Consider the following 26,218-nt stretch of genomic DNA (forward strand, 5'->3'; position numbering starts at 1 on the left):
GGCTTAAAGATCCCTTTAGCGGTCAATTCCTTTTATGAAACGCATGGCAAAGGGTTAAACACTTCCCTCTTTTTCAAACGCCTTGTGGTGTTTAATGTGAGTTATGTTTATAGTTTTTAGGGGGGTAAATGCCTTCAAACGCTCTTTTGATTGAAGAAATCGCTCGCTTAATCAATGTTTCTCATAGCAGCGTGCATAATTGGATCAAAACCAATCTTTTAGAGAAACTAGAGATTGATCATAAAATTTATGTGAAAACAAGCTCTTTTTTAGATTTTTGCCGCAACCATTTAGGGAAAAACAAGCTTAACAAATACGCTAACAAATCCTTAAAAGGCGCGCATAACCATCAAGAATTGATTTTAAAATACCTAGAAATATTAGAAAATAGCTCTGATTTAGAAAAGTTGGGTTCTTATTATGAAGAAGAACTTTCTAACACCACCAGAAATTTAGAAGGTATTTACTACACTCCTAATAAAATAGTAGAGCAACTTTTCACTCTCCCTAAAGATTTTGATACCTCCCAAGCGATTTTTTGCGATCCGGCTGTGGGGAGCGGGAATTTTGTCATGCATGCTTTAAAACTGGGTTTTAAGGTTGAAAATATCTATGGCTATGATACAGACGCTTTTGCTGTCGCTTTGACTAAAAAGCGTATTAAAGAGCGTTATCATTTAGATTGCCCTAATATTATGCAAAAAGATTTTTTAAATTTAAAACACACCCCACAATTTGATTGCATTTTCACCAACCCGCCATGGGGTAAGAAATACAACCAAAACCAAAAAGAAACTTTCAAACAGAAATTCAACCTCTCTCAAAGCCTGGATAGCGCGTCGCTCTTTTTTATAGCGAGTTTGAATTGCTTAAAAGAAAACGCTCATTTGGGGCTATTATTGCCCGAAAGTTGTTTGAATATTGATGCGTTTAGCAAAATGCGAGAAGTGGCTTTAAAGTTTCAAATTAGAAGCCTGATTGATTTTAACAAACCCTTTAAAAATCTAATGACTAGGGCTGTGGGTTTAACGCTTAAAAAAACCCCTAGCAAGGATCAAAAAATCTCATGCTTTTATCAAAATAAACTATTCAAACGCTCGCCCTCTTCTTTTTTCAACAACCCTAAAAAGATTTTTAATATCCATTGCTCTCATCAAGAAAATAAAATTTTAGACCACCTTTTTTCCATTCCTCATATCACTTTAAAAAATAACGCTCATTTTGCTTTAGGGATTGTTACAGGCAACAATAAAGAAAGATTACACTCCAAACAAGAAAAAAATACCATTCCTATTTTTAGGGGTTCAGATATTTTAAAAAACAGATTAAAAGCCCCTAGCCAATTCATTAACGCTGATTTAAAAGACTGCCAGCAAGTCGCTCCCTTAAGCCTTTATCAGGCTAGAGAAAAAATCGTGTATAAATTCATTTCTTCAAAGCTTGTCTTTTTTTATGACAATGAGCAACGCCTTTTTTTAAACAGCGCGAACATGTTTGTTTTAAAAGAAAATTTCCCCATTAACGCTCATGCGTTAAAAGAATTATTAAACAGCGATTTAATGCAATTCATTTTTGAATCGCTTTTTAAAACGCATAAAATTTTAAGAAAAGATTTGGAATGTTTGCCCCTATTTACGCAATTTATTAACGATAATTTTGATGAAAAATTTTATTTAAAAAATTTAGGGATAGAAAAAAAAGACCCTAAACATTTCACCATCAGGAAAAACCATGCATGTTGCTTGTCTTTTAGCTTTAGGGGATAACCTTATCACGCTTAGCCTTTTAAAAGAAATCGCTTTCAAACAGCAACAGCCCCTTAAAATCCTAGGCACTCGTTTGACTTTAAAAATCGCCAAACTTTTAGAATGCGAAAAACATTTTGAAATCATTCCTGTTTTTGAAAATATCCCTGCTTTCTATGACCTTAAAAAACAAGGGGTTTTTTGGGCGATAAAGGATTTTTTATGGTTGTTGAAAGCAATTAAAAAGCACAAAATCAAACATTTGATTTTAGAAAAACAAGATTTTAGAAGTTTTCTTTTAACCCCATTTGTTTCCATAACCACTCCAAATAAAGAAATTAGAAACGTTTATCAAAACCGCCAGGAGTTGTTTTCTCAAATTTATGGGCATGTTTTTGATAATAGTCAATATTCCATGAGTGTAAAAAACCCCAAAAAGATTTTAATCAACCCTTTCACAAGAGAAAATGATAGAAATATTTCTTTAGAGCATTTAAAAATCGTTTTAAAACTCTTAAAACCCTTTTGTGTTACGCTTTTAGATTTTGAAGAACGATACGCTTTTTTAAAAGATGAAGTCGCTCACTATCGTGCTAAAACCAGTTTGGAAGAAGTTAAAAACCTGATTTTAGAAAGCGATTTGTATATAGGGGGGGATTCGTTTTTGATCCATTTGGCTTACTATTTAAAGAAAAATTATTTTATCTTTTTTTATAGGGATAATGACGATTTCATGCCGCCTAAGAATGAAAATTTTCTAAAAGCCCATAAAAGCCATTCTATAGAACAAGATTTAGCCAAAAAATTCCGCCATTTGGGGCTATTATAATATTGTGTTATACTTCTAATTTCAATTTTGCTTGTTAGGACATTCATGAAAAATATTAGAAATATCGCTGTAATCGCGCATGTTGATCATGGGAAAACCACTTTAGTGGATGGCTTACTTTCTCAATCTGGCACATTTAGTGAGAGGGAAAAAGTGGATGAAAGGGTGATGGATAGCAACGATTTAGAAAGAGAAAGAGGGATCACTATCCTGTCTAAAAACACCGCTATTTATTACAAAGACACTAAAATCAATATCATTGACACTCCTGGGCATGCTGATTTTGGGGGCGAAGTGGAGCGCGTTTTAAAAATGGTGGATGGGGTGTTGCTTTTAGTGGACGCTCAAGAAGGGGTTATGCCTCAAACTAAATTCGTGGTTAAAAAAGCTTTGAGTTTTGGGATTTGCCCTATTGTGGTGGTGAATAAAATTGATAAGCCTGCCGCTGAACCGGACAGAGTGGTGGATGAAGTTTTTGACTTGTTCGTAGCGATGGGGGCTAGCGATAAACAATTAGATTTTCCTGTCGTGTATGCTGCTGCTAGAGACGGCTATGCGATGAAAAGTTTAGACGATGAAAAGAAAAATTTAGAGCCTTTGTTTGAAACGATTTTAGAGCATGTGCCAAGCCCTAGCGGGAGCGTGGATGAGCCTTTGCAAATGCAAATTTTTACGCTTGATTATGACAATTATGTAGGCAAAATCGGTATCGCTAGAGTGTTTAATGGCTCGGTTAAAAAGAATGAAAGCGTGCTGTTGATGAAAAGCGATGGGAGTAAAGAAAATGGTCGTATCACTAAGCTTATAGGCTTTTTAGGGCTGGCTAGGACGGAGATTGAAAACGCTTATGCGGGCGATATTGTAGCGATTGCTGGGTTTAATGCAATGGATGTGGGCGATAGCGTCGTTGACCCTAATAACCCCATGCCTTTAGATCCCATGCATTTAGAAGAGCCTACGATGAGCGTGTATTTTGCCGTCAATGATTCACCCTTAGCCGGGTTAGAAGGAAAGCATGTTACTGCTAATAAGTTGAAAGACAGGCTCTTAAAAGAAATGCAAACCAATATCGCTATGAAATGCGAAGAAATGGGCGAGGGCAAGTTTAAAGTGAGCGGGCGTGGGGAATTGCAAATCACTATCTTAGCCGAAAATTTACGCCGTGAAGGGTTTGAGTTTAGCATTTCACGCCCTGAAGTCATCATTAAAGAAGAAAATGGCGTTAAATGCGAGCCTTTTGAGCATTTAGTGATTGACACGCCCCAAGATTTTAGCGGGGCTATCATTGAGAGATTAGGCAAAAGAAAAGCCGAGATGAAAGCGATGAATCCCATGAGTGATGGCTATACAAGATTAGAATTTGAAATTCCTGCAAGAGGGCTTATCGGTTATAGGAGCGAGTTTTTAACCGACACTAAGGGCGAAGGCGTGATGAATCATAGCTTTTTGGAATTCCGCCCTTTTAGCGGGAGCGTGGAATCGCGTAAAAATGGGGCGCTCATTAGCATGGAAAATGGCGAAGCGACCGCTTTTTCCCTTTTCAATATCCAAGAAAGAGGCGTGCTTTTTATCAACCCCCAAACGAAGGTTTATGTGGGCATGGTCATTGGCGAGCACAGTAGGGATAATGATTTAGATGTCAATCCCATCAAATCCAAGCACTTAACCAACATGAGAGCGAGCGGGAGCGATGATGCGATCAAACTCACCCCGCCTAGGACTATGGTGCTAGAAAGAGCGCTAGAGTGGATTGAAGAAGATGAGATTTTAGAAGTTACCCCCTTGAATTTAAGGATCAGAAAAAAGATTTTAGACCCTAACATGAGGAAAAGGGCGAAAAAATAAATAGAATTTTTTGGGATGCATGCCAATTTATTCAACCAAAACGCTAGTAAAAAAGATATTTTTTTGCACAATTTACGCTCCAATAATGGGCGTTACAAACGCTATGTAAAAGCCCTTTTAAGATATGGTGGGGGCAAGTCTTTAGCTGTAGGGTTAATAGTGGAGTATATACCTAATGGTGTGCGTAGGGTTATTAGCCCTTTTATAGGTGGGGAGCGTAGAAATTGCATGCGCAACAGAGTTAGGTTTAGAAGTACTAGGCTTTGATATTTTTGACATTTTAGTGAATTTTTATCAAGCGCTGCTCAAAGACAAACAAGCTCTTTATGATAATTTGCTCTCTTTAGAACCTAATCAAGAAACTTACAGCATTATCAAGCAAGAGTTAAAAGCCCATTATAAAAAAGAATGGAGTCTTTAAATCAAATCTAATCTACAAGATAATTGATAGTGTTATTATACCAAAAATCTACAGAACTAACCTTAAAGAATGTTTTATTTTTTATTAAAGCTCACATTCTTTTTTTCTTTTTCTTTTTTTGAAAGCACTAATACATGATCTAATATTACTTATCAGAAACATATCAGAAACAAAAACTTCTTTCCCTTTATTACAATATAATTATGCGGAAAATTTTTTCCGCTTTCTGTTTAATTATCGTATTCATGGGAGCTCAAAAGCTTAAAATAATCTTAAATTTTTAGGCTATTTAACGGCATTTTACTTCGTTATTGTTGTGAAAAAAGTCTCATTCTTAACCCTATAAGATGATTTTTATTGATTAAAAATAATTAAGGGAGAAAGATGAGTGGTTGTAAAATGAGTAGGGTTATTAGGGAATTGTTTAATAATATTAAGTCATTTTTACACTATAAGCTTAAAACAATGATACGCATCCAAAGCGTGAATGATTTACAATTGGTCTTAAAATGGCAAGATAGAGTTTTAGAGTGCCAAAGTCTTATCGCATTGAAAGAACTCAATCACAAACTTTATAATCAAGGCGTTAGGCATACGATTATGATGCAAGGCTTGTTTTTGTTCTTTGAATATTTTGATAATAGGATTAAGCTCAAATCCTTGTGCAATCTAGCAGAAGAACAGGTTATAGACTTCTTGTTTGGATTAGCCAAAAACAGGAAGCCAAGCTCTATGGCTAAATATGTGATGGTTTTAAGACAATTCTTTGATTATTTAGACAAAAAAAGAAACTATAGCTTTGATTTTGAACTTAAAAATCTATCGTTTGCCAAAAAGAAACGCATTTGCCTAAACATTTGAATAAAAATAATTTTAAGGCTTTTATCCAAGCTCTTCTAAAATACCATCCCAAAACCAGTTTTGAAAAACGCAATCAGTGTATTTTACTGCTTATTGCATTATGGGGGTTAAGGAAGTTTGAAGCCTTAGATTTGGAGCTAAAAAACATTGCTTTAGAAAATAACCACTACCGCCTTTTAATCAAAGGCAAAAACAACCAAGAGAGATACGCTTATATTGAAAAAGAATTTTTGCAAGTTCTTTTGAATGCCTGGCTAAGCGATATTAAACGATTAAAGAGTTTTAAGGGGCGTTTTGTGTTTAAAAAAGCAAAAAACAACACCACGCAAAAAACTTGCTTTTAAAGGGCTTTATCGCTAAAATTTTTAAGCTCTCTAATATTGATGTAAAATCTTATGGATTAGGTTTGCATCTTTTTAGGCATAGTTTTGCTACTTTTATTTATGATGAAACACAGGATTTGGTTTTAACTTCAAGAGCGTTGGGTCATAGTTCTTTGCTTTCTGCTAAAATCTATATCCATACCACTCAAGAACACAATAAACAAACGGCTCTTGTGTTAAAAGGATGGTTAAAAGATGAAAAAAGCGAGTAAGCTTTTAAGAAATTTGATTTATTTTGATTTTTGAGTTATAATGCTTCTACATTATAAGGGCTTCAGTAGCCCACTTTTTTACAAACTACTTAAATCTTCAAAATCTTTATTCCCAATGCTTTTAATCAAATCATCTAAAAATAGAGTGATTTTGTTAGGTTCAATACCAATTACTAAAATTTTGTCCATTGGAATGTTTTTTGTTTTCCCACTGAATGGTGTGGCTATTCGTGGGCGGTTGTTCGGTTGGATTTTGAGTAAATTTTCCCAATGATACGCGCGATTTCTAATCGTCCATAACAAGTTTAAAGCAATATGGACTTTAATATAATTGTAAAGAAGGCGTTTTTTGCCTTTAATAAGCAAGGTATCTTTATTTTCGTGATAATAAGCTCTAAAACGATACGCTCTCAAATCTAATATTACTCCCTCTAACTTATAACAAAAAATAAGTCTGATCACTGCCCCTAAAGACATTTTAGATAAGATTAAAGAATGCGTGATTTCTTTTTTCTTTTCTTTTAATTCTTTGATTAAAGGGGTTAAAGCACTTTCACTAAACACCCATTCGCTCCCTTTGATTTGGGTTAAGCAATAGTCTAAAGCGTTGCGTAAATAAATCTCTAAATTAGAAATTTTAGGCGTGATGAAAGCAATGAGTTTTAAATTTTCTTTGTATTGCTCTAGGCTGTCATAAGCGGCTAATCTTTCTTCAGATAGAATGAGCGTAATATCATTTTTAAAATCTTGTAAATCTTGCATGATTTCTCTTAAGGTTTTTTGAAAAATTATCACTAAAAATAATTTTCAAAAATTGCCCTAAAAAGCTTTTGTCATTTGCTAGCTCTATGAGACTTGGGAAGTTCAATCGTCTCCACACCCACTCTAACACCAGGATGTCCTGGCATGTCTCTCATGTTAGCCGTGGTGCTGTTTATCGTAGATTTTGCGTCTTTATAAGCTTCTAGCGTTCTATCAAATGCTGAACGACCCACACTCTTAAGACTTCCAGCTATGGATCCAGCTCCAGCACTAGCCATTTGTACACCTTGATATATGAAGCTTTTAGCATCCGTTAGACCACCTTGTGTGCCAAAGATAGCGTTAATCATTTCGGGGATTTTTTGAATGAATGTCAGTGAAATTCCTATTACTACAATAATGCCAAATTTAGCCACTATTTCATTGCTCCCTCCCACTTTGATTGCGTATTGTAATGCAAAAGAGTTGAATAACACTAATAGCAACAACAAAGGCATGTAAAAAGTCAATGAAATAATTTTTTTCACATAAGACACTAAAAAACCTCTAGTCTGCTGAAAAAACCCTAGCACTAGCATGAAAATAACCAAAGACAAGTAAATAATTTTTTCTAAATAAGTCATAAAAACATAACAGAAAACTTTGAATAATAAAAACAATTCTAATCCTAAAATAACTAATAACAAAACAGCTGTAATAAGGGTTTTTGGCGATAGTCCATTATTAATTTTTGAAGTCTTCATATAGTTTATTCAAACTCGTTAAAATTTGTCTGACATGGAATGAAATATTAGCGTTAGTGATGCTGTGGTGCGTGTCTATATTCTTGTGTTCTCTTGCACTATTTGTTTGATATTCCTTAACCACATTAGAAATCCCAGCATTTAGCAAATTAGCAGGTGTGTCAAAAATTTCTGTTACATGATTTTGAAAGGCAAAACTAGAGCGGGCATTACCGCTACTAGAACCATCAGATTTAAAAGCATAATGGTACGAAGAAAGGTATCCTACAAACACAAAAAGCATTAAAAAGGTTTTGATTTCAAATAAATCATTGTTTTGATAGCGTTTAAAGGAATACAAAAGGATTAAAAGCACTCCTAAGACCACACCAAAGTTGGATAACATTGGCTAAAGGATCACCAATTCCTTTCAAGATCTTGCTAGAAAACGAAATAAAAAACCCAAGAATTTCACTATAAAGCCTATCTGCTTGCACAATTAAAGAATCTTGCTTATTGGAATACAAGTAAGCACCCACTCCTATGACAGCTAAAGCACCAAGCACTAAAGGATTAGAAAGAAAGGGCAGAGCAGGTAGTGGAGCGGTCATGTTATTTAATCTCTAACATTCTTCTATTTCTTTCACCAGCAGCTATTCTCATAGCAACCGAGCAATCCACTTTATCGCCTCCTTTTTCAAAGCTTCTTCTACATGGTTTTTATAATATTCTTCCCTTTCTTTCACTTGTGATAGATAATGATCATGTTGCAAATCTTCTATTTTGTATTTTATGACATCCCAAAAAACCACCAACAAAACCCCTAAAATCCCTAATAAAATCCACGAATTTAATCTGCTTTTAAACATAAAAAATCCTTTTTTAAAATTTGACTAATTTTAACATAATGACTTATTTCAATACGGATTAAACGACTGAATATTATCAGAGCTTGGGGCTTCATTATTACTATTTGAATTCACGCCACTTGCCTTTCCTGCACTACCATTAGGGAAACCATAAGCGTCCAATTTAGCCCTATAGACTTTTTCTATTTCTTGTTGTTTTTGTTCAAGATTTTCTTGATGCTCTTTGTCATCTTTTAGGGCGTCAGTAGGAATAATATCTTCAAAATAGCCCATTTGTTGCTTGAATACATAGCTTTGCATTTGTGCCATTAAATCCAGCGTCTTATTCATGAAGCTCAAATTTTGAGCGATTTCTAAAGCAGTTTCTACGCTTAATTGCTGAAATCGGTGTTTGTAGTCATTGAACACTTTAGAGGCTGCTTCACCTTTTTTACCAGCAATATCTCTACTATAATCTAAATTAAGCTCATCAAATTGCGCTTTTAAGCGATTAATATTGAGCATGTTAGGGATGCACTCGCTTTTGCCATTTCTGTTTTCTTTTTTGCAATAACCTTTTTTAACATTCTCATCGTTAAACCCAAAAGTTTTAACACCCAACTCATTATCCATTTGACTAAACGCTCTATCTTGGGAAGCTACAACAAGCTGTTTGACTTTTGAATACACGCTTAAAGCGATTTGTCTTTTTAATTCTTCTTTTTCAGCTCTAAGTTTTTCATAAGCCGTATAGTCCGTTATTGAGTAGAGCTAAAGTCATTTGGCTGTCTAATAATTGGATTTTTTTAGCCACTTCTAAATTGCCTTTTTGAATGCAAATGTATTCTAATAAGGCTCTACCTCTAAATCCATCTCCTAAATCGTTCGCTGTGCTGATTTGAGTGTTGCCTATGGCGTTAGCAAAATCCTTTAGAGCCTTTGTGCTAGCGCTTTCTTTCCCCTTGCTCGTGAAAAATTGGTGTAAGTTTTTCTCTGTAGGGCTTGCGTCTTGACTGACATCCCAATTGAGTTCAGGACATTTTTCAGAGATGCGTTTGGCTGCAATTTGATTGCGTATATCATAGTTTTGTGCATTTTCTTTGATCCTTTCAGCATTAGCTTGAACTTGTTTGGCAAAACTTTGGATTTTTTCTACATACTGCATGGGATTGAGGATACTTAAAATACTGCCTGTTAGAAATTGATTGGTTTTGTTCAAAACATCATTCACTTTGTTGATGGAATTAAGCGTCTGATTAGCCCTATCCAATGTGTCTTGAGCGAGTTTGATCCTTTCAGTGATAGTGGCTAAATGTTTAGCTCACTTGCTTTCATCCCATGCTCTTTTAGCACCATTCCAAGCGTTCTGCGTAGGATTATCCACAATCATAGCTACAGCGTTTAAGTGGTTTAAAGCAATTACTAGTAACAAAATAAAGGATTTTTTTAAAAAAGTCTTTAACGCTTTCATGCCTTATCCTTGAAAAGGTCTATAAATCAGTCTTTGAGTGCAAGAAATTTTATTATCATGCCAACGATACCAATTCTTACCAATCTTTGTGTTTTCACTCCAAATGTTATATTGAGAGCAAAAGCCTTCACTTTGATTGAGGTAGTAATTAGACCAATCAATATAGCCTTGCGATTGTTTAAGATCATTATCCTTGTAATAGCCTTGATGGATTTCTACATACTTCAAATAATCATTGCTCAAATGCAATTCGTTTTTCAAAACGCTTTGAGTCCTGTTGATGGTGGTTTGAGTGGTGATAAGATTATAGGTTGTGGGGCTTTCATTATCTTGGGCTGGGCGCAAATAAGGTTGAGTGGTTTGGGTGGTAGTGGTTTTGTAAGTGGTGCTCCAATCGGTGATACTAGGATCAGTATGGAAATATTGCGGTTGGCAACGATTAACTCCATAAGGTTTTTGGCATTGTTCTCTCTCACCATAATTTTTCCTTTCTATCTTAAAATAATGGCTTGTAGTAATATCGCTTAAGACTTTAGAGCTAGACACGCCCATCACATAAGGGCTAACAACCGCACCGCTTTTAATCCCTGCTTCAAAATTACAAGGCGTAACTTCTACCCATTCGCCATTAAGCTTGTTATAGCTTTTTAGCATTGTAGGTCTTTTGGCTTCTAATTTAGCGTCATTGTATTCCCATTGACCGCATGCAAATTCTTGATATTGTGAACTTAATTGGGTGGCAATCCCACGATTTAAGATCTGTTGTTTGTTAGGGTTACTAGGATCATTGTAATACTGATCTACTATAGGCGTTAAGGTTTGGGTTTTATCATTTTTTTCATACCTAACAATCCTGTCTTGCACCCTTGCATAATCGCTGCAAGGCACAGCGACATGGATTAGATTATCCATCCCACGAAACACGATTTCAGTTTGGAAGGTTTGAGTTTTCCCCATACCATAACCTTTATCGCTCGTGGTTTGTAAGGCGCATTTGCTGTCATCTTTGTAAAGTTGCATGGCGTATTGAGCGCCTTGTAAATCCACACAACCACCGATATTTTGCGTTTTATTCTCCCTATCTACATAGTAGTATTGCGTTTGCTTGATAGCCTTGCCGGCTTCAAAATCGTATCTATAAGCGCATTTAGTGTCATCTCTTAAAGCGTTCATAGAAATACAAGAGCCATCTTTAGCGATAACATCTAGTTTCATCGTGTTGTTAGGGCTTAATTTGGGTACTTTACAATACTGGCTGGAGTAATTGTTTTCTTGCGAGTTAGGATTAGTGGCGCTATTAGAACTACTGCCATTAGTTGGGCTAGTGGTGTTAGTGGAATTATTAGAATTGTTTGTGTCTCCATTACCAAAAGGAATAGGGAAAAGCCCCCCATTCCCTAAACTCCCACCACTTGAGCTATTATTATTAAAATTGTCATACCCTCCTGTGTTATTGTTAGTAGAGCCATGATTAGTGAAATTGTTCTCATAACCCCCTACAGAGCCACCGCTTGAAGAGTTAGATCCATTCACCCCATCCACCCCTAACACGCCATCTGTATCAATACCACTGCCTATTGCATTATTATTTAAATTATTTCCATTTGCGCCATTACTCCCACTGCTCCCATTTATCCCATCGTTGCCATTTACCCCATAGCCATTACTCCCATTTGCGCCATCTTTACCATTGATAGCGTTATTGTTAGGGCTATTAGGGTTGTTATCGTAAGCGGAACTATCAGAGCCATTACTAAAAGGTGTGTTAGCGTACATAGGGTCATTGGTAGCGTTAGTTTGAGCGGTGTTTTCTAGCTTTTGGTATTCTTCTTTGCTAATGCCTAAAATCTTAGCCACTTCTTCAGCATTCTCACCTTTTAAAACAAGGATGGTGGATTTTTTAATTTTGGCGTTAGGAGGTATTTTTAAACTGGTTTTAGCACTGCTAGTCAAAGGAAACGATTGATTGTCTCTTAAAAGACTGGTGATTTCTATATCTATGCTTTTAGTTGCATTGTTTCTAAAATAAAACCCATGAGCTTCTACTTTAAACACCCTCTTGCCTAACACCAAAAGAGTTTGGAAGTGTTTAACAATATTAGAAGCGAAACAAGTTTGCCCAATTTCACGCTCTTTAATCGCACAGGCAATATCACAGACACCTTAAAACAGATGATGGATAAATACGAATACATCCTTATTGATACTAAGGGCGAGCATTCCAAAGAAAGCCAAAGGGCTATGCTATTGAGCGATTGGGTGCTAATACCCACCACGCCAAGCCAACTAGACACAGCAGTGTTATTAGACATGCTAGAAAGGATTAAAGACATCCAGGCGTTGAATGAAAACTTAAAAGCTTGTATTGTGATGAACCGCATCCCTACTATCCCCACTCTTAAAGAGAAAAAAGCTCTCATTGATTTTATCAACCAAAATAACGCTAATGAAAGCGTGTTTTTAATGGATAATATATTAAGCGAAAGGATAGCTTATAAGCGTTCAGTGAGTGAAGGTATGGGTGTGATGGAATACAATGACAATAAGGCTAAAAACGAATGGTCTCAATTCTATGATGAATTGATCGGATATTTAGGGGGCAAAAAATGAAAGGGTAGAATTAGTTTAATTCTAAATAACGCTTAATTGTGTTATGATATTAAAAACAATCTACTTTAAAGGATAAATATGGAATTTAAAAACACTAAAAAAGACAGGCTAAGCGATTTAGAAAACCGCTTTGAGAACGCCAACAAGCATGAAACAAACCAACATGAAAAAGAAGACAGGAAAAAAGCCCACACGCTCTATATTTCAGAGAAAGTGATGAATAGCGTAGAAGAGTATTTGAATGAATTTGGAGCGTTCAGAGAAAATAAAAGCGTGTTTGTTCAAGACGCTATTGTTTTTTATTTAGAACACAAGAAAAAAGAAATGAAGCAAATGCTTTTAGATAAGGCGAGCAAGTTGTGATTTTATTGTGTTTTCATATCAATTTTCATACCAAAGGAACTTAAATGGAAAAAACAAGACTTTTAAAGTTGAGGGCTTTAGCATGTTTAATGGGATTAGGCGTGAGCGGGTGCGCGTTTTTAGACAAGCAAATCTTAAACGACCACTTGACTAAGGCTAAAAATAACCCAAAATACGATTGCCAAAAAGAAATGTGGTCTTTCCCTAAAAAATATAATGGAATAGAGCAATGCTTAAAGGCTCAAGAAGAGCTTATTGAACCAATCATCACTAAAAAGATTGATCAGTATCAATGCGGTGATTTCACTAATGAAGGTTTAAAAGATAAGTGCTTTAAAAGAAACGATGCCTATTTAAACACTCTCTTAACGCCCATCATTCAAAAACAAGAGCGTCGTTTTAGCTGCTCTGACTTCCATAACCCAGAGTTACAAGAACAATGCAAGGATAAAACTAACGCTTATGAAAAACAAAAAGACCAACAAAAAAGGCTAATCAATTTCGCGCAATTAGAAGCGTTTGAAAAAGAATACGCGCAATATAAGTCATACATTATCCCTTACTTCACCAAAGAATGCGTTAAAAATTCGCCCCATTTAGCTAATAGGGAAAGACTATGCCAAAAAGAAGTGCATGAAAAATTTCACGACCCTTATTCTAGCTCTAAAGAATTGAGCGTTCAATCGGCTATTTCTTTTTGCATTAAAAAAGTTGATCCAAAATTAGAAAAAGCCGCTCTGATGAATGGCGTTTTTATAAGCCCTTATAAAAAATCCACCCATTGCCAAAGAACGCATTTAGACAATAAGAGCTTGAAAGAAATCGCTTTGGATATGAACCCTAAATTAGAAAAGCAAAGCCCTTTTATTGATGCGAACAAGTTGGCTATGCAATCTGCGGGGTTATTGAGAAAGAATAAAGATGTCTTGATCGCTTTTGCTGCAGATATTTGCATGGAGCGTAACGAACACAAAAAAGAAGAGTTTATCAGCCTTAAAGAGAGTTGCGCCCAATCGCAAGCCAAAATCTATAACAACAAAGAGCGCTTTGACAAATTCATACAAGATTATCAAAAAGATTTAAAAACTTGCCTTTTAGACACTTCTAACACTAAAGAAGAAGTGGAGCAAAATGTTTCACAATGCCAAAAAGAGCAATTGAGAGACGATAACAAAGGCTTCACTTTAGAAGAATTGGTTCAAAAATACGCTAAGTAAAGTTATTGAATTTTATGAATTGTTTTAAAAATCCATTTCATAGTTATTGTTAGGACTTGTGGGTTCATTGGTAGTATTGGTAGTTTTGTTAAAATTTTGAGTGGTATTTTTGAGTGCGTTTGTGTTTTCTTGCGTGTCTTGTGTAACGGCTGTGATTTGATGGTTATTTTGCAAGTTTTCTAAAGCTATGCTTGCGCTTTTTGATAGGGTTTTAAAGCATTGTAATTCTTTATGTAAAAAGTTAAGCGATTTTTCACAGCGTTTAATGATTTTATCCTTTTGCCCTCTTTCATAAATGGGCAAATCATTTTCATTAGCTTGCGTTAAAAATTTCAAATCTTTTGATAGCTCCATAGCTCTAGTTTCTAAGAATTCTTTTCGCTTCTTAGCAAAACAATAATTTTCCTCTTCAAGTCTCTTTAAATGTTCTAAAAGATTGAGCCAAACTTGTCTGTCTAATAAATTGTCTTGTGGGCTAGAATTTCTAATATTATCATCTATCTTTTTCATTTCAAACCTAGCAATATTAACAAGTAAAGCGCTATTTTTAAAAAACTTAGCCACTAAAAACATATTACTTTTATCAGTCAAGCTTAAATTTTGATAATTCATATACCTAAAAAATTCAAAAGCTCTTTGCGAAATGCTATGCCTATCGCTTTTAAAATCTAAAGCAATTTTTTCTAAATTTTTAACAATGTTTTTACTTGTGAAAACTTTGCTCATGCTTTTTAGTTTAGTGTAAAGTTCAAAGCGTTTTTTTGAATGGGATAAATTAGCTTCTAAATCTTTGCTAAATTCTTCCTTTAAGGCTCTTAAATCTTTATAATCTTTTTCTAAATCTATAATCTTTTTTTGCGTGGCAAAAAGTTTTTTGGTGGTATAAAGATAATCTTTTATTAAAGGGCTTTTATAAACAGCTAATTTTTGAATTTTTTTATAAGTATTTTTAGGGGTTAAAGATTCTTTATTTAACCATTTTATTTCTTTAAGTTGTTGGTTAAATTCTTTTTCATTTGTTGGGGGCGTGAATTTTTCTTTTTCCCAATGTGTTTTTTCTAATAAACTTTTTAGACCATCTAAATGATCAGATAGGGCATTTTCTCTTTTTTTCAAGCTTTCTATTTGAGAAGTCGCGCTACCCAAAACTTTATAAAAATAGTTTTCATGCCTAAAACTCTTATTGTTTCTAGCCTGTGTTTCTAGCGTATCTAACTCTGTTTCTATGTCTTTAATCGCCTTATGAATATTGGGCGTGTTAGAATATTGCAATTCGCCTTTTGAGTTAGCAAATAAATAATCTTTAAATGTTTCTCTTAGTGTGTGGTAAAACTCTTTACAGCTGTCTTTAGAATGAAAGCGTAGTTGTTTATTGGTAATTTTGTTAGTTTTGTTGATAATCACATGCGCATGCGGATTGTTTTGGTGTGTATGGAGTTTCATTATAAAAGGGTAATCATAACCTAGCGTTTTAGTGAGTGTTTGATACACGCTTAATTCCAAAGCTTTTAAATTTTTTTCATTACAATTTTCATCAATGCTAAACACTAGATGTAAAGCGCAATTTTTAACACGGCTCTTATTTTCTAATAATTTTTCAAATTGCTCATTCCATTGCTCTGCTATATCATTATAATTAACTCTACTAAAAAATTCATCTCTCACCAGCTCACCATGTTTAGCGATATAATCCATCGCCCTTTTTGAATGCAAGCGTGTCATGTTGCCTATGTTTTTGATGATCACTTGTTTTTGCGGCTCTCTTAAACGCATAAATTCTTCTTGTGTGAGTTGGGTTAAATTTTTAGCAAACTTTTCTGCTTCTTTATAATAGCGTTTAACATAAGTGTATTGTATCTTAAGCGTCTTTTTGGGCTTGATGATCTCATAATCAAAAAGCTCATCGCTTTCAAAATCTTTACTATAACTTTTTTCTAACGCCATTTTATTGTAATTTTATCCTCCCAAAAACTTTGCTGCTTGTTTTAATTTTTAGCTCTTATTCTACATTATTATCCCCCCTTTTTAAAGTGCAGGATAACACTTCAATTCCGTAAAAATTGAAGTCAATTTGACCTTGCAGGTGGCTAAAACACGAGCTTTTAAGATATTCTTAAATCAAACTTAATCAAAAAAACTTATTTTAAAACTTTCAATATATTGCAAGTTGTGCTAAAATGAAAACAAGTTACGCTAACTATCTTTTATTAAAAGGGAGTTCAATATGTCAAATATTGTTACAGATTACTCGCAATACAATGAAAAGCAACTGCACAATTTCTTAAACTCCATTGAAAAACAATTGCTTAAGGCAGAAGGGGATAAAAATAAGGCGATAAAAAAAATCCAAGAGTGTGAATTGCAAGAACAAATGATCAGACAAGTTTTAGCCCAAAAACATTCTCAAGAAAAAGAACCCACACCAAGTTTGTTAAATACGATCGCCTCAAAAGATGACCCAGAATGCGATGTTTCGTTTGGAGACTTCAACGATTTTTTGCAAATAGCAAAACAAGAAAGAGAAAGGCATGATGCTTAAAGTCAGAACTAAGAAAGATTTTCTTAAAGACTTTAATAAGCATATTTTATCTGGGCGTATTACAGAGAGCGATGTTGCAAGCATTGTTGATTGTCTCAAAGAGCAAAAACCACTCCAACAAAAATATTGCGACCATGCTTTGAATGGCAATCTTAAAGGGTTGAGAGAATGCCATGTCAAGCCAAACTTGTTATTGATTTATGAAATCAAAAAACAAGAAAACGAACTTGTTTTATTGCGTCTAGACACTCATAGCGAGCTATTTAAAAAGTGATCAAACACTAAAAAAATTTATCTACAACAACAATCCGTGCTAATTTTTAATTCAAGTTGCGCTAACTTTAAATAAACATGCTAATTTCTAAAAATAAGTTGTGCTAAGCCACACTGCAAAAATGTTAATCTTTATTTTAAATCTTACTCATCATCTAACGCAAATCTGTGTTACAATTTCTCGCTTTCTTTTTAGCAACAAGGATAAAAAGTTGTAGAAAGCGTTTTTTAAAAAGCAATTAAAAAATATTCATACAACCTTTTTTGATCAATCAAACACTTCTTCATTGGGCTTGACTTCCCAGTTAATACGAGAGAGTAATTCTTTGTTCTTGAAATAATAATTCGCTTTTAATTTTAGGGGTTTAGCCTTATGACCGCTCACCAAAATGATCACTTCATCTTTATCAATATTCATGATGTCTTGCGCGCTCAATAAGTCCCACGCTTCTTTACTTATACTAGAAGTCCCACCCATAATGAGCTGTCCTTTTTCTGTAGAGTGGCTTCGTGTTTTTCTAGTCATCTTACCGATTTCTTCGCTCACTTGCTTAGCGTATTCTAAATCATCCATTTTGAAAATTACTTTGTAAGCCACGGTACTATTAACAATTCTTGCATCTTCTTTGCCGTAATATTTTTCAATAAGAGCGTTAGATTGCGTGATAAAAATTAAAACCACACCATAGCTCCTGCTTAATGCGGGCATTTCTAACAAAAAAGGCAATTTACCAAAACGCACAAATTAATCTAAAAAGAGATAAACCCTTTCTTCAAATTTCTTACTCTCTTTCAATAAAAGATTTTTAGCAATACTTTCCAAAAGGATACGGATAAGCGGTGCGAGCGTGTCAATATCTGTTTGAGCGATTTTAATATAGAGTGAAATATTATCAGCCCTTAAATCCTCGTATTCAAAACTCATGCTGTCTGTAGCGCTTTTAACTTGATAGCTTGTAAAGACTTGCATAAAACGGCTATAAACTGATTTAATGCTCGCAAACTCTTTATCATTCGCCTTAGCCCATTTGTTCGCTTCGTTTCTAATAATAGGATCTAACATGCCCTCTTTCATTATAATATTGCCTTGATCGTCTTTTTCTAAATGATTCACAGAGCCATCATAATTTTTAGGATTTTCTGGGTCAGTATAGACTTGTTCGGCTACTTGTTTATACCATAGCAATTCCACATTGACATTAGGTTTCATTTTTTTAACGCCATTTTCTACTTTAGCCATATAACGCCCATTCTCTTTAACAAAACCATTATCGCTACTTTGACATTCATATAATTCAGTATAAAATCGGCTTTGTGGATTGATTAAGGGGACATAATTTTTTATAGGAGCGCTTGCAATTTCAAAAAAGGTGCTAGTGTTATGCACGCACAAATCATAAAGAGCATAAAAGACAAATAAATTTTTAGCTTGCTGTGTCCAATGAGGGTCTTTATTTGCCCCATCTTCAGCAAAAATAGTATTACCCACTTCATCTACAAGCCTTCGCTTTCTGTTAAAATCTAATTTTTCTACAATGCGTTTGTCAAACGGATTGAATTTAAGCGTGTTGTCATTTCCATCAAATACAAAAATTTTATTTTTTAGAACTTGTTGTCTGTAACCAGCCGTTAAATCAAATAACTCCCCTTTAATATCTAACACCACACAAGAGCTAGGCACATTTAAAAGATTAGGCACAGCCACAGCTGCGGTTTTACCACTTCCAGGAGGAGCGATGATTAAAGTAGAAAGCGGAGCATCATAATAAGTAGGCTTAAGCGAATTTAAACCTTTATATAGCCCCACACAAAAACCTTTGTTAAAATTTAAGGTCATAGGATAACTTTTAGAAGAACCTAGCGTAAAGACATCTTTGCAAGCCTTAGGGAGAGTCTTAGTGTAATAATCTTTTTGAATGCTATTAAGCTTATGGAATAAATTGCTGGCTTTATCCTTAAATTTATCTTTTAATGTTTTGAATTTTTCTCTCATTTAAAATAATCCTTTTAGATATTTCATAAATAGCGTTAGTTTTACACTTAAAAATCCCCTAAATACAAAGATTAAGACACAAATCACTACTAAAAAGGATAAGATCGTAAAGAAAACCTTAGGTCTTTTCTTGGCAAATTGATAAACTTTATAAAACATACACCCTATAAAAACAGGCAATAGCGTAAAGCTAGAGACAACAAGCATTAGAGGTAAAAACAAAATTAAAAACAAGCCTTTAAAAATATTAAAAATCCTATATTCGTATTTAATAATATCTTTCATTTCAGCCCAAACTGCCTTGCCATGACTATCCATATTGTGCCCATTAAAAAATAAGTAGGCTGTCAAAAATAGCGGTAATAACGCACAAAAGAATGAAAAATAAATTTCAAATTTAAAATGGGGAAAATTATGTAGATTAAAAATAATCTTTTTCAGATAGTTATAACTCGCTAAGAAACTAGGAAAATCTAAGAAATAATGCGATACACCTAAAAAGATAAAAGGAATGGCTAAAATAGAAATGATATAGCAATAAGGCTTATAAATTTGCATTTATTCTACTTTGATTTTACTATCTAATAAACTCATAAAATGCATAAAATCATTCTCAAAACTCTCATCTTTCATAAACTCTTCAAACTCCTCTTCGCTTTTAACCCAAACTTCACTAATATATTCCATTAAAAGAGTGAAATTTTCTTTTAGATTTTCTTGCAATATTTTTGCTTGATTTTCATCTTTTAGAAAATGGGGAGCATTGATAATGCTTTGAGAATTTTTAATAATAGATGCCATTTTTTCTAAATAATTTCTAATTAAATCAATATCAGTTTCTTTTGTCATAAATTCATCCCTTTAAAAATTTTCTTATCCCCTTTTAAACAATGCGCTACGATGAAAGCACTTTTTTTGATAGCTAGGTTTAAAATTTTTGTTTTTTCACTCCAAGCTTTCAGTTGTGTTTCAATATCTTGCAATAAGCCCAAATGGATAACATTTTCTCCTAAAAGTGCCGCATTATTTAAATGGTAAGCAATCTGGTTAAGATTAGAATAAGTCGCATTCAATGAGCTATATAGCATCGCTAAACTGCCTAAAGCGCTTGTGATTTTTTGCTGTTTGTAGAAACTAATTTGGCTATTTAAATAAGATTTTCTACAATTTTGGTGTAAGACTTGTTGTGCCTAGTTTTTAAATCATTTAAAATTTGGACACATCTAACATCCAATAAAAATTCCATCCTTTTAGCACCCTCTTTTTGTTTAGATTTTCTATAAAGTCTTGGATTTTTCATAACATCAACTCCTTTTTAAATTCGCTTTTAACATTTAAAACATCATCAATTATCCTATCGCTACCTTTTTTTTTGATTTGGATAACATAGTCCATACCAGTGCAAAAATAATCTAAAAGCGTTTCTTTAGGCGTAGGTTTACCGCCTTTATTCAAGTTGATATTCTGACAAATAGCTATAAAAGCATCTACCACACTATTAGCATGTAAGGTGCTTATCATTCCGCTATGCCCGGTATTTGCTAAACGCAAAAATAACGCAGTGTTATGCGTGTCAATTTCGCCTAATAATAATCTATCAGGAGACATTCTCATGGCTGCATTTAAGCCATCTTCATAAGTGAAAAATCCGCTCCCACTTTTATCCACTAAAATATTAACTTGGTCTTCGTTACTGATTTTTAACTCAGGACTATCTTCAATAGTAACCACCCTTTCGTTTTTGGGAATATTTTCAATCAAAGAATTAACAAAGCTAGTCTTACCACTAGCTGTGCCACCACTGATTAAAATATTTTTACCTGCACTTACTAAGCCAAGTAAAAAATCATAGGTAATGTTTTTAGCCAGACATTTCTCACTTAATTTAAAGGCGTTAATTTCAAACTTGAAATTGCTAGGCACTCTAATATTGATAGAAATATTAGAACTAGCAATAATGCTAGGGTGTAATGCGTTAATTCTAATTTGCGTGTAAGGCAAAGAAGTGTTTAACTTAGGCGTTTTTAGAGTGAATTTTTGATTTCTAAAAATGGCTAATTGCTCACAAAAAACTAACAAATAATCATTAGTAAATTTTTCATTAAAACACCTCACTTTTTCCTTTGGGCGGTGCAAGAAATACTCTTTTTCTTTATTAAAAACCACTTCATTTAAATTAGGTTGGCTTAAAATAGGCATAAAGTCATCAAGGTAACTTTTTAAAAGATTAGAAATCATTATGGCTCTCCTTGATGGTTATCAAAATCCCTTAACATTTTTCTTTGAAGTTCAATGCGCTCTTTTTCTCTTTTATCTTCTATTCTTTTAGCCAAAGAATAGAGATGGTGTATTTTGGAAAGCCTTTTATTATTAGCTTTAATCTCCAGGTTTTTTTCACAATTTTCGTGTTTTTCCAGTAAGTATTCTTGGTAAATTTTATGACTTGTGAGTTTTAGATGAGATAGCTCTTTTTCTAAATCTAGTTTATCTAACTCATTAAGCTCTAATTTTAATAATTTGTCTAGTTTGTCTTTCATAATTGTTTCCTTAAGTTCTCCAATTCTTTTAATAAACTATTGAGTTCTTGCTGTTTTTGTTCGCACAACCTATAAGTCTCATCAAATTTTTTTTGGATTTCAACATTTTTGCTCACATAGGAGGCATAAAAATCTAAATCCTTAATTTTAGAATTTCTAGGCTTTTTAGGTTTTTTATCTTTTTTAGGCGCTTCTAAAATGGCTTGCTCTTCATTTAAATGAGCAAGCTTTTCATCGCAATTAAAATTTTCACCAATCATTGTTATAAGTCCTTTCTATATCAAAAATAATTTCAAGAGTTTTCTCGTTTTGGATAATCTTTTTTGAAAAATGCTCTTCGGTATTCAAAATTTCTGAAACCAGCCTTTCAGTAATCCTTGCTTGCATTCTGGTTCTTGTCTCTTTGGTTTCATGTTCTAGGCGTTTATCCATAACTTTCCTTAATTCCATTTGCGCCTCTACTGCTTTTTTGCAAAGCTCCACATATTCTGCATCTTTGCTTTCTTCTAGAGTGTTCAATAATTCTTCTTCAGGGTTGAGTTCCATTGGCAATCCTTATGTTTAATATTGTATTTTAATTTTACACTATTTAGAATAAAATTATTATTAATAATGCTATTTTGTATCATTGTTTTGCTCCTTTTCTTCATTAAAAAATTTCGCTAAGACTTCATTGTTTTTAGGGATAGGAAACCAAATATCCGTATTAGGACTAATAAAAATATGGCTTCCTTCTCTAATAGTGATAATGGGCTTAATCCTGATTTGCTCTCGCATGATTTGAGCGATAATGTTATTTAGGCTGATACCCGTTTGTCTCGTCATTTGCATCATCATGTAATCTCCAAAATAGTTTTGGTTAAAACCACCCCTTTTGTTTTTCATCGCTTCGGTAAGACCGCTAGTAAGACCTATGAGTAGCCCGTTTGACAAGGTGTTTAAGGATAAAGGAATGCCATAGCGTTCCCAATATTTGTTATGGAGTGTGCCTATCATGCCGTTATAGCCCTTGACATCAGCTCCCTTAGCATCGCTTAGTATGATATTGACCCCTTGCGGCGTGATGATCCTGTTCCAAGCAATTTCTAAGCGGTATTCTCCTATTTTGTTATTAGAGTTGTAATAGCCTATGGCTCTACTCCCTTTGGGGATTAAAACCGCTCTACCCATCGTTGCGTATATATCACTCTCCACTTGAGCGACTATTTTACTCTCCCCTATTTCACTACTAATAGGAGTGATCAGAATGGCTGGGATCATTCTGTCAGCTGTAATCGTTCTTAAAAGTTTGTTTTCACTGCTCGCTATATTTTTTCTTTTAAAATTTTTAAACCCGCTAGATCCGTATTCTTTTTCAAGCTCTCGTTTTTCTTTGGATTTTGTGTGAGAAACGCTATTTCTTATGGAGGTGGGAGGTTGCGTTTCTTTTTGACTGCTAATACGAGACGCTAGAATCACCAGGCGGGATTTTTCTTCTTCGTTAGCGGTATTGTAGTTGGAAGGATTGGAGGTAACAGTAGGTTTGGTTTTAAGTATATCTTTTGGTAAGTTTGGTAAATTATTAACTTGTTTTTGAGTGGCTATAATATTGCAATCATCATCTATTAAATTACCATTACTATCTGTTATCTGACCCTTACAAGATTTTTTAATTTCTTCTTCTTTAATCTCTTGTTTAATGACATTGTTCTGTGGTAGGATTTTCTTTTCATCCGCTTTTTTGTAGAGATAGTCAGAGATTGGAAACTTACCTTTAACATATTTTTTCACTGCTTTAGGCGAGCTATCATCATAAAGGAAAAACCATGCACAAAAAATAAGCATCAAAACAATAAAGATACTTACAATCGGTGCGTTTCTAATTACTCTAAAAAAACCCATTATTTTTTAATCTCTTTAATAGGGTTTGCTTGATTTTGTTTTTGAGTGTTATTCAGCCCCTTTTTATTATTCTCTAAACCATCAGTGGTTTTTAGTCTTTCTATATAGGGGATAGGCACGCAATAATGGGTTTTGATGGTGTGTTTTTTGAGCTTGTTTTTCAAATCTTTTTGCAAAGGCTTGGGAGCTTTTATGATGTTTTTAACCTCTTCTAAAGTCTTAACTTCTTCTTCATTTAAGGCTCGGCATTCTTTACTTGGAGTTTGGTTTTTGATTTGAGCTAACAACTCCGTTACGCTAATGGCATTTTTAGGTTGAGGCGTAGTGTCTTCAATCAAATGCATGTTATTTCGTTTGGCTTTCATGGCTTCATCTTGCTCTAAAAGCCTTTTTAAACGCATGAAGTCCTTAGATTTTTGGTATTTGTGCTTATCTCTTCTTACGCACACATATTCCTTACCGCTCCTTAAAGTCCATTTTTTAGAAACATCTTCAGCAATAATGTAATTCCCTACCACACGGCTATTGATAGGATTATCATACCCATCTACAACCTTATAGGTGTAAGGAAATTTTGAAAAGGCTTGATCTCTGTCATATCTAAAATAAGTGTATTTGCCATCATCAAAGACATCTAGCGCTTTTATATCAAGCGCGTCATCGCTGGGTTTTTTATAGAGCCACAAACTCCACCAGGTGCGTTTGTGCTTGGGGTTTTGCAAATAACCACGATTGATTTTAGCTTTTTCAATGAAAATGTGATTGACTTCATCTCCAATTCTTATAAACTTGCCATCATCAATTTCCTTGCTCTCATAATTGATTTTTCTATAGTCAAGCTTGTGTTTGTCTTGTTTATTACAGCTATTTGTATTTGTTTCTGTTTTAGCCAATTTGTTCTTGTTCTCTTTTTTCTAGCTCGTTTTTAGACAAAATATTGAGCTTACCGATAGATCTTTTATTAGAGACAAACACTGAAAAATAGCTTTGAAACTTGCTGGTGTAAGTGGTGCTAAACAAGTAAAAAGTATAAATTGTGCCGCTCGCTCCAACTACGGTTAGGTTTGTATCCACCCCTATAAGCAAGGGTTTGATCACTAGCATGTTGGATAAATCGTAATGATCATTAGTAGGGTAAGTGAGTTCAAAACCGCTAGGATCTCCTAAACTCACATAGATAATAGGATCATTATCAAAAATAAAAGTAGTGGTCATCGCATAGCGTAAGCGGATTTTGTTGGTGTTGCCTGCCACATACAAGACATTGAAATTATTATCTTGCAATTTTCTATTTTTAGAAAAATACACGCTCTGTAAGGCTTTTAAATCCATAAGCTGTTTGGCTTTTTCTTTGTTTTCTTGTTCTTTGAAACTTTCTAAACTATCAGATTTTGCTGGGATAAGATTGTTGTTTTCTTTGCCATGTTCAAAAGAACTTGCAGGATCAGTTTCATTTGTGTTGTTCCTAAAAATATCCTCTTCAGCACTAAGTAAAGCGCAATACAAAAATAGCGATAGAGTAAATTTTTTCATTATTGCTCCTTAACATCTTTATACTGGCTCATATGAGGGTCTTTTTTCTCGGTATGGATAATCCTAGATTTCACACCATCATCTTTGACTTTATTTCTCTCGTCCAAGTCTTTTAAAATCGCAATTTCAGTTACATCATAACCTGTAACAATAAAGCCTGTAGGGTTTAAAGACATGGAGTCAAAATTGATTTCTTGTTTTTTAAATTCAAAACTCATCACCACTTTATAGTGCTTCAAGCTCTCTAATTCTCCACTATGATACAAGCTCACTTCAATGTCAATATAGGCTAAATCTTTATCTAAGTAAATATTTGCAATCTTTACTTTTCTTGTGAGTAAAGGATTAGTGTAAATGCTGTCATAATAAGCGATGAGTCTTTCAAATTCATACCATACCTCATTGGAACTTTGCTCTTTAATGGTGTTTTGACGCATTTTTTCATGTTGCTCAATATGAGCAATGCTTTCCCTGTTTAGCACATACGCTCCCACTAATGAACGAATAAGAGCTTTATTGGCTGTAATGGTGCTATCTGCCTTTTGAACTAAAGCAAAATTTTCTTTATTGTTAGAAAATTGCACTAAATACGGCTCTTTTTCTTTTAAGGGCAACAGAACAGTCAGTAAGATAATAAGCAACGCTGTTGTGCCAAAGAAGAAACACGCTACATAAAAGATATAATCGCCTAATTTTTTCTCTAAATGATAGATAACGCTTGCATCTCTCACTTCTTCAAAGAGCATTGTGGGAGCAATGCTTTTATCAAAGCCTATTCTGGAGAAAAAGTTTTTAAAAATTCTTTCTTTTTTTTCTTGAATTGGCTCGTTTTGGGGTGTTTCTTTTTCCTCTGCTTCTATCACAGGCTCTTCTACAAATTCTTTAATTCCATTGATGGTGGTTTGAGTAGGCAATAGCAAAGAAAACAAATCGTTAGGCTGGTTTTCTTTAGTGTCTTGATTTTCTTCTTTAAATTCTGTGTTGTTGTCTGCTTTAAGATTTTCTTTGTTTTCTAATTGCTTTAATTCATTTTCAATTTCTCCTAAAAGCAAAGTTTGTTCTTCATTCTCTTTTAGATCGCCCCACAAATCCATGCGTCTTTTAGTTTGTAATTCTAAATTTTTTAAACCGCCATGAAATTGTCCTAAAACTTCGCTTCTTTTTGACATCAAC

At 34.0% G+C, this 26,218-nt stretch carries 19 protein-coding genes and 10 pseudogenes; 11 read left to right on the top strand and 18 right to left on the bottom strand.

The genetic code is table 11. The annotated features are described in order from the left end of the window. The 6 genes and pseudogenes from EAL44_RS07125 to EAL44_RS08020 all read left to right on the top strand — a co-directional run. The coding region (locus EAL44_RS07125; RefSeq protein ID WP_073423031.1) for an outer membrane beta-barrel protein at positions 1–120 on the top strand (120 nt) is incomplete at its 5' end. An 8-nt stretch (positions 121–128) separates the two neighbouring features. After that, a complete protein-coding gene (locus EAL44_RS07130; RefSeq protein WP_121076310.1) occupies positions 129–1,766 on the top strand; it encodes a class I SAM-dependent methyltransferase in 1,638 nt (545 codons plus the stop codon). Then, the gene (locus EAL44_RS07135) at positions 1,732–2,574 is read left to right on the top strand and encodes a glycosyltransferase family 9 protein (protein WP_121076314.1); all 843 of its coding nucleotides are present in this window, start codon (positions 1,732–1,734) and stop codon (positions 2,572–2,574) included. Before EAL44_RS07130 ends, EAL44_RS07135 begins: the two co-directional genes overlap by 35 nt. 45 nt (positions 2,575–2,619) lie before the next feature. After that, positions 2,620–4,419: a translational GTPase TypA gene (gene typA, locus EAL44_RS07140; RefSeq protein WP_020972133.1), complete on the top strand. Its 1,800-nt coding sequence runs from the start codon at positions 2,620–2,622 to the stop codon at positions 4,417–4,419. 15 nt (positions 4,420–4,434) lie between these two features. Then, positions 4,435–4,828 (top strand): annotated as a pseudogene (locus tag EAL44_RS07145) (DNA adenine methylase); the annotation flags it as partial. A 396-nt stretch (positions 4,829–5,224) separates the two neighbouring features. Beyond that, positions 5,225–6,296: pseudogene (locus EAL44_RS08020) on the top strand (tyrosine-type recombinase/integrase). A gap of 78 nt (positions 6,297–6,374) precedes the next feature. On the opposite strand, the gene EAL44_RS07160 reads toward EAL44_RS08020, so the two are convergent. The 6 genes and pseudogenes from EAL44_RS07160 to EAL44_RS07185 form a co-directional block, all read right to left on the bottom strand. After that, entirely contained in the window at positions 6,375–7,058 is a 684-nt protein-coding gene (locus tag EAL44_RS07160; RefSeq protein WP_121076319.1) for a CAAX protease, read from the bottom strand. A 71-nt stretch (positions 7,059–7,129) separates the two neighbouring features. Next, positions 7,130–8,391, bottom strand: a pseudogene (locus tag EAL44_RS08025) (type IV secretion system protein). Between the two features lies 1 nt (position 8,392). Then, a pseudogene (locus tag EAL44_RS07175) lies at positions 8,393–8,649 on the bottom strand (hypothetical protein). A 48-nt stretch (positions 8,650–8,697) separates the two neighbouring features. Further along, a pseudogene (locus EAL44_RS08030) lies at positions 8,698–9,931 on the bottom strand (hypothetical protein). A gap of 18 nt (positions 9,932–9,949) precedes the next feature. Further along, a complete protein-coding gene (locus EAL44_RS07875; RefSeq protein ID WP_162970411.1) occupies positions 9,950–10,099 on the bottom strand; it encodes a hypothetical protein in 150 nt (49 codons plus the stop codon). 3 nt (positions 10,100–10,102) lie between these two features. Beyond that, positions 10,103–12,181 (bottom strand): annotated as a pseudogene (locus EAL44_RS07185) (competence protein); the annotation flags it as partial. Here EAL44_RS07185 and EAL44_RS07190 point away from each other — a divergent pair. The 3 genes and pseudogenes from EAL44_RS07190 to EAL44_RS07200 all read left to right on the top strand — a co-directional run. Beyond that, positions 12,170–12,709: pseudogene (locus EAL44_RS07190) on the top strand (AAA family ATPase); the annotation flags it as partial. The pseudogenes EAL44_RS07185 and EAL44_RS07190 sit on opposite strands and share 12 nt — an antisense overlap. A 78-nt stretch (positions 12,710–12,787) precedes the next feature. Further along, positions 12,788–13,072, top strand: a complete 285-nt coding sequence (locus tag EAL44_RS07195) for a hypothetical protein (RefSeq protein ID WP_000394655.1) — start codon at positions 12,788–12,790, stop codon at positions 13,070–13,072. A 44-nt stretch (positions 13,073–13,116) separates the two neighbouring features. Then, positions 13,117–14,289, top strand: coding sequence for a hypothetical protein (locus EAL44_RS07200; RefSeq protein ID WP_121076322.1), 1,173 nt, complete (start codon positions 13,117–13,119; stop codon positions 14,287–14,289). Between the two features lie 24 nt (positions 14,290–14,313). Here the strand turns inward: EAL44_RS07200 and EAL44_RS07205 are convergent, their stop codons facing one another. Next, complete coding sequence (locus EAL44_RS07205; RefSeq protein WP_121076325.1) at positions 14,314–16,233, bottom strand: relaxase/mobilization nuclease domain-containing protein; 1,920 nt, start codon at positions 16,231–16,233, stop codon at positions 14,314–14,316. Between the two features lie 280 nt (positions 16,234–16,513). On the opposite strand from EAL44_RS07205, the gene EAL44_RS07210 reads away from it, so the two are divergent. Together EAL44_RS07210 and EAL44_RS07215 are read left to right on the top strand one after the other, a co-directional pair. Further along, positions 16,514–16,828 carry a hypothetical protein gene (locus EAL44_RS07210; protein WP_121076328.1) on the top strand — a complete coding sequence of 105 codons (315 nt, stop codon included), beginning with the start codon at positions 16,514–16,516 and terminating at the stop codon, positions 16,826–16,828. Then, a complete protein-coding gene (locus tag EAL44_RS07215) occupies positions 16,821–17,102 on the top strand; it encodes a type II toxin-antitoxin system RelE/ParE family toxin (protein WP_121076374.1) in 282 nt (93 codons plus the stop codon). Before EAL44_RS07210 ends, EAL44_RS07215 begins: the two co-directional genes overlap by 8 nt. Positions 17,103–17,369: 267 nt before the next feature. Here EAL44_RS07215 and EAL44_RS07220 read toward each other — a convergent pair. The 11 genes and pseudogenes from EAL44_RS07220 to EAL44_RS07270 form a co-directional block, all read right to left on the bottom strand. Further along, positions 17,370–19,094, bottom strand: a pseudogene (locus tag EAL44_RS07220) (type IV secretory system conjugative DNA transfer family protein). Beyond that, complete coding sequence (locus EAL44_RS07225) at positions 19,095–19,652, bottom strand: hypothetical protein (RefSeq protein WP_121076331.1); 558 nt, start codon at positions 19,650–19,652, stop codon at positions 19,095–19,097. Further along, positions 19,653–19,943, bottom strand: a complete 291-nt coding sequence (locus tag EAL44_RS07230; protein ID WP_000159810.1) for a hypothetical protein — start codon at positions 19,941–19,943, stop codon at positions 19,653–19,655. After that, positions 19,940–20,394 (bottom strand): annotated as a pseudogene (locus EAL44_RS07235) (mobilization protein). The gene EAL44_RS07230 and the pseudogene EAL44_RS07235 overlap by 4 nt, the downstream one beginning before the upstream one ends. Further along, complete coding sequence (locus EAL44_RS07240) at positions 20,391–21,332, bottom strand: CpaF/VirB11 family protein (protein ID WP_033756312.1); 942 nt, start codon at positions 21,330–21,332, stop codon at positions 20,391–20,393. Before EAL44_RS07240 ends, EAL44_RS07235 begins: the two are co-directional and overlap by 4 nt. Continuing rightward, positions 21,332–21,631: a hypothetical protein gene (locus EAL44_RS07245; RefSeq protein WP_121076334.1), complete on the bottom strand. Its 300-nt coding sequence runs from the start codon at positions 21,629–21,631 to the stop codon at positions 21,332–21,334. Before EAL44_RS07245 ends, EAL44_RS07240 begins: the two co-directional genes overlap by 1 nt. Next, the gene (locus EAL44_RS07250; RefSeq protein ID WP_121076337.1) at positions 21,628–21,891 is read right to left on the bottom strand and encodes a hypothetical protein; all 264 of its coding nucleotides are present in this window, start codon (positions 21,889–21,891) and stop codon (positions 21,628–21,630) included. Before EAL44_RS07250 ends, EAL44_RS07245 begins: the two co-directional genes overlap by 4 nt. Further along, positions 21,881–22,177 carry a hypothetical protein gene (locus EAL44_RS07255; protein WP_121076340.1) on the bottom strand — a complete coding sequence of 99 codons (297 nt, stop codon included), beginning with the start codon at positions 22,175–22,177 and terminating at the stop codon, positions 21,881–21,883. Before EAL44_RS07255 ends, EAL44_RS07250 begins: the two co-directional genes overlap by 11 nt. Before the next feature lie 69 nt (positions 22,178–22,246). Next, positions 22,247–23,512, bottom strand: coding sequence for a DNA type IV secretion system protein ComB10 (locus EAL44_RS07260; RefSeq protein ID WP_121076343.1), 1,266 nt, complete (start codon positions 23,510–23,512; stop codon positions 22,247–22,249). Then, positions 23,512–25,045 (bottom strand): annotated as a pseudogene (locus EAL44_RS07265) (TrbG/VirB9 family P-type conjugative transfer protein). Before EAL44_RS07265 ends, EAL44_RS07260 begins: the two are co-directional and overlap by 1 nt. Beyond that, entirely contained in the window at positions 25,045–26,214 is a 1,170-nt protein-coding gene (locus EAL44_RS07270) for a VirB8 family type IV secretion system protein (protein ID WP_121076346.1), read from the bottom strand. Before EAL44_RS07270 ends, EAL44_RS07265 begins: the two are co-directional and overlap by 1 nt. Between the last annotated feature and the right edge of the window lie 4 nt (positions 26,215–26,218).

Source organism: Helicobacter pylori (assembly GCF_003637685.1).
Lineage (GTDB): Bacteria > Campylobacterota > Campylobacteria > Campylobacterales > Helicobacteraceae > Helicobacter > Helicobacter pylori_CJ.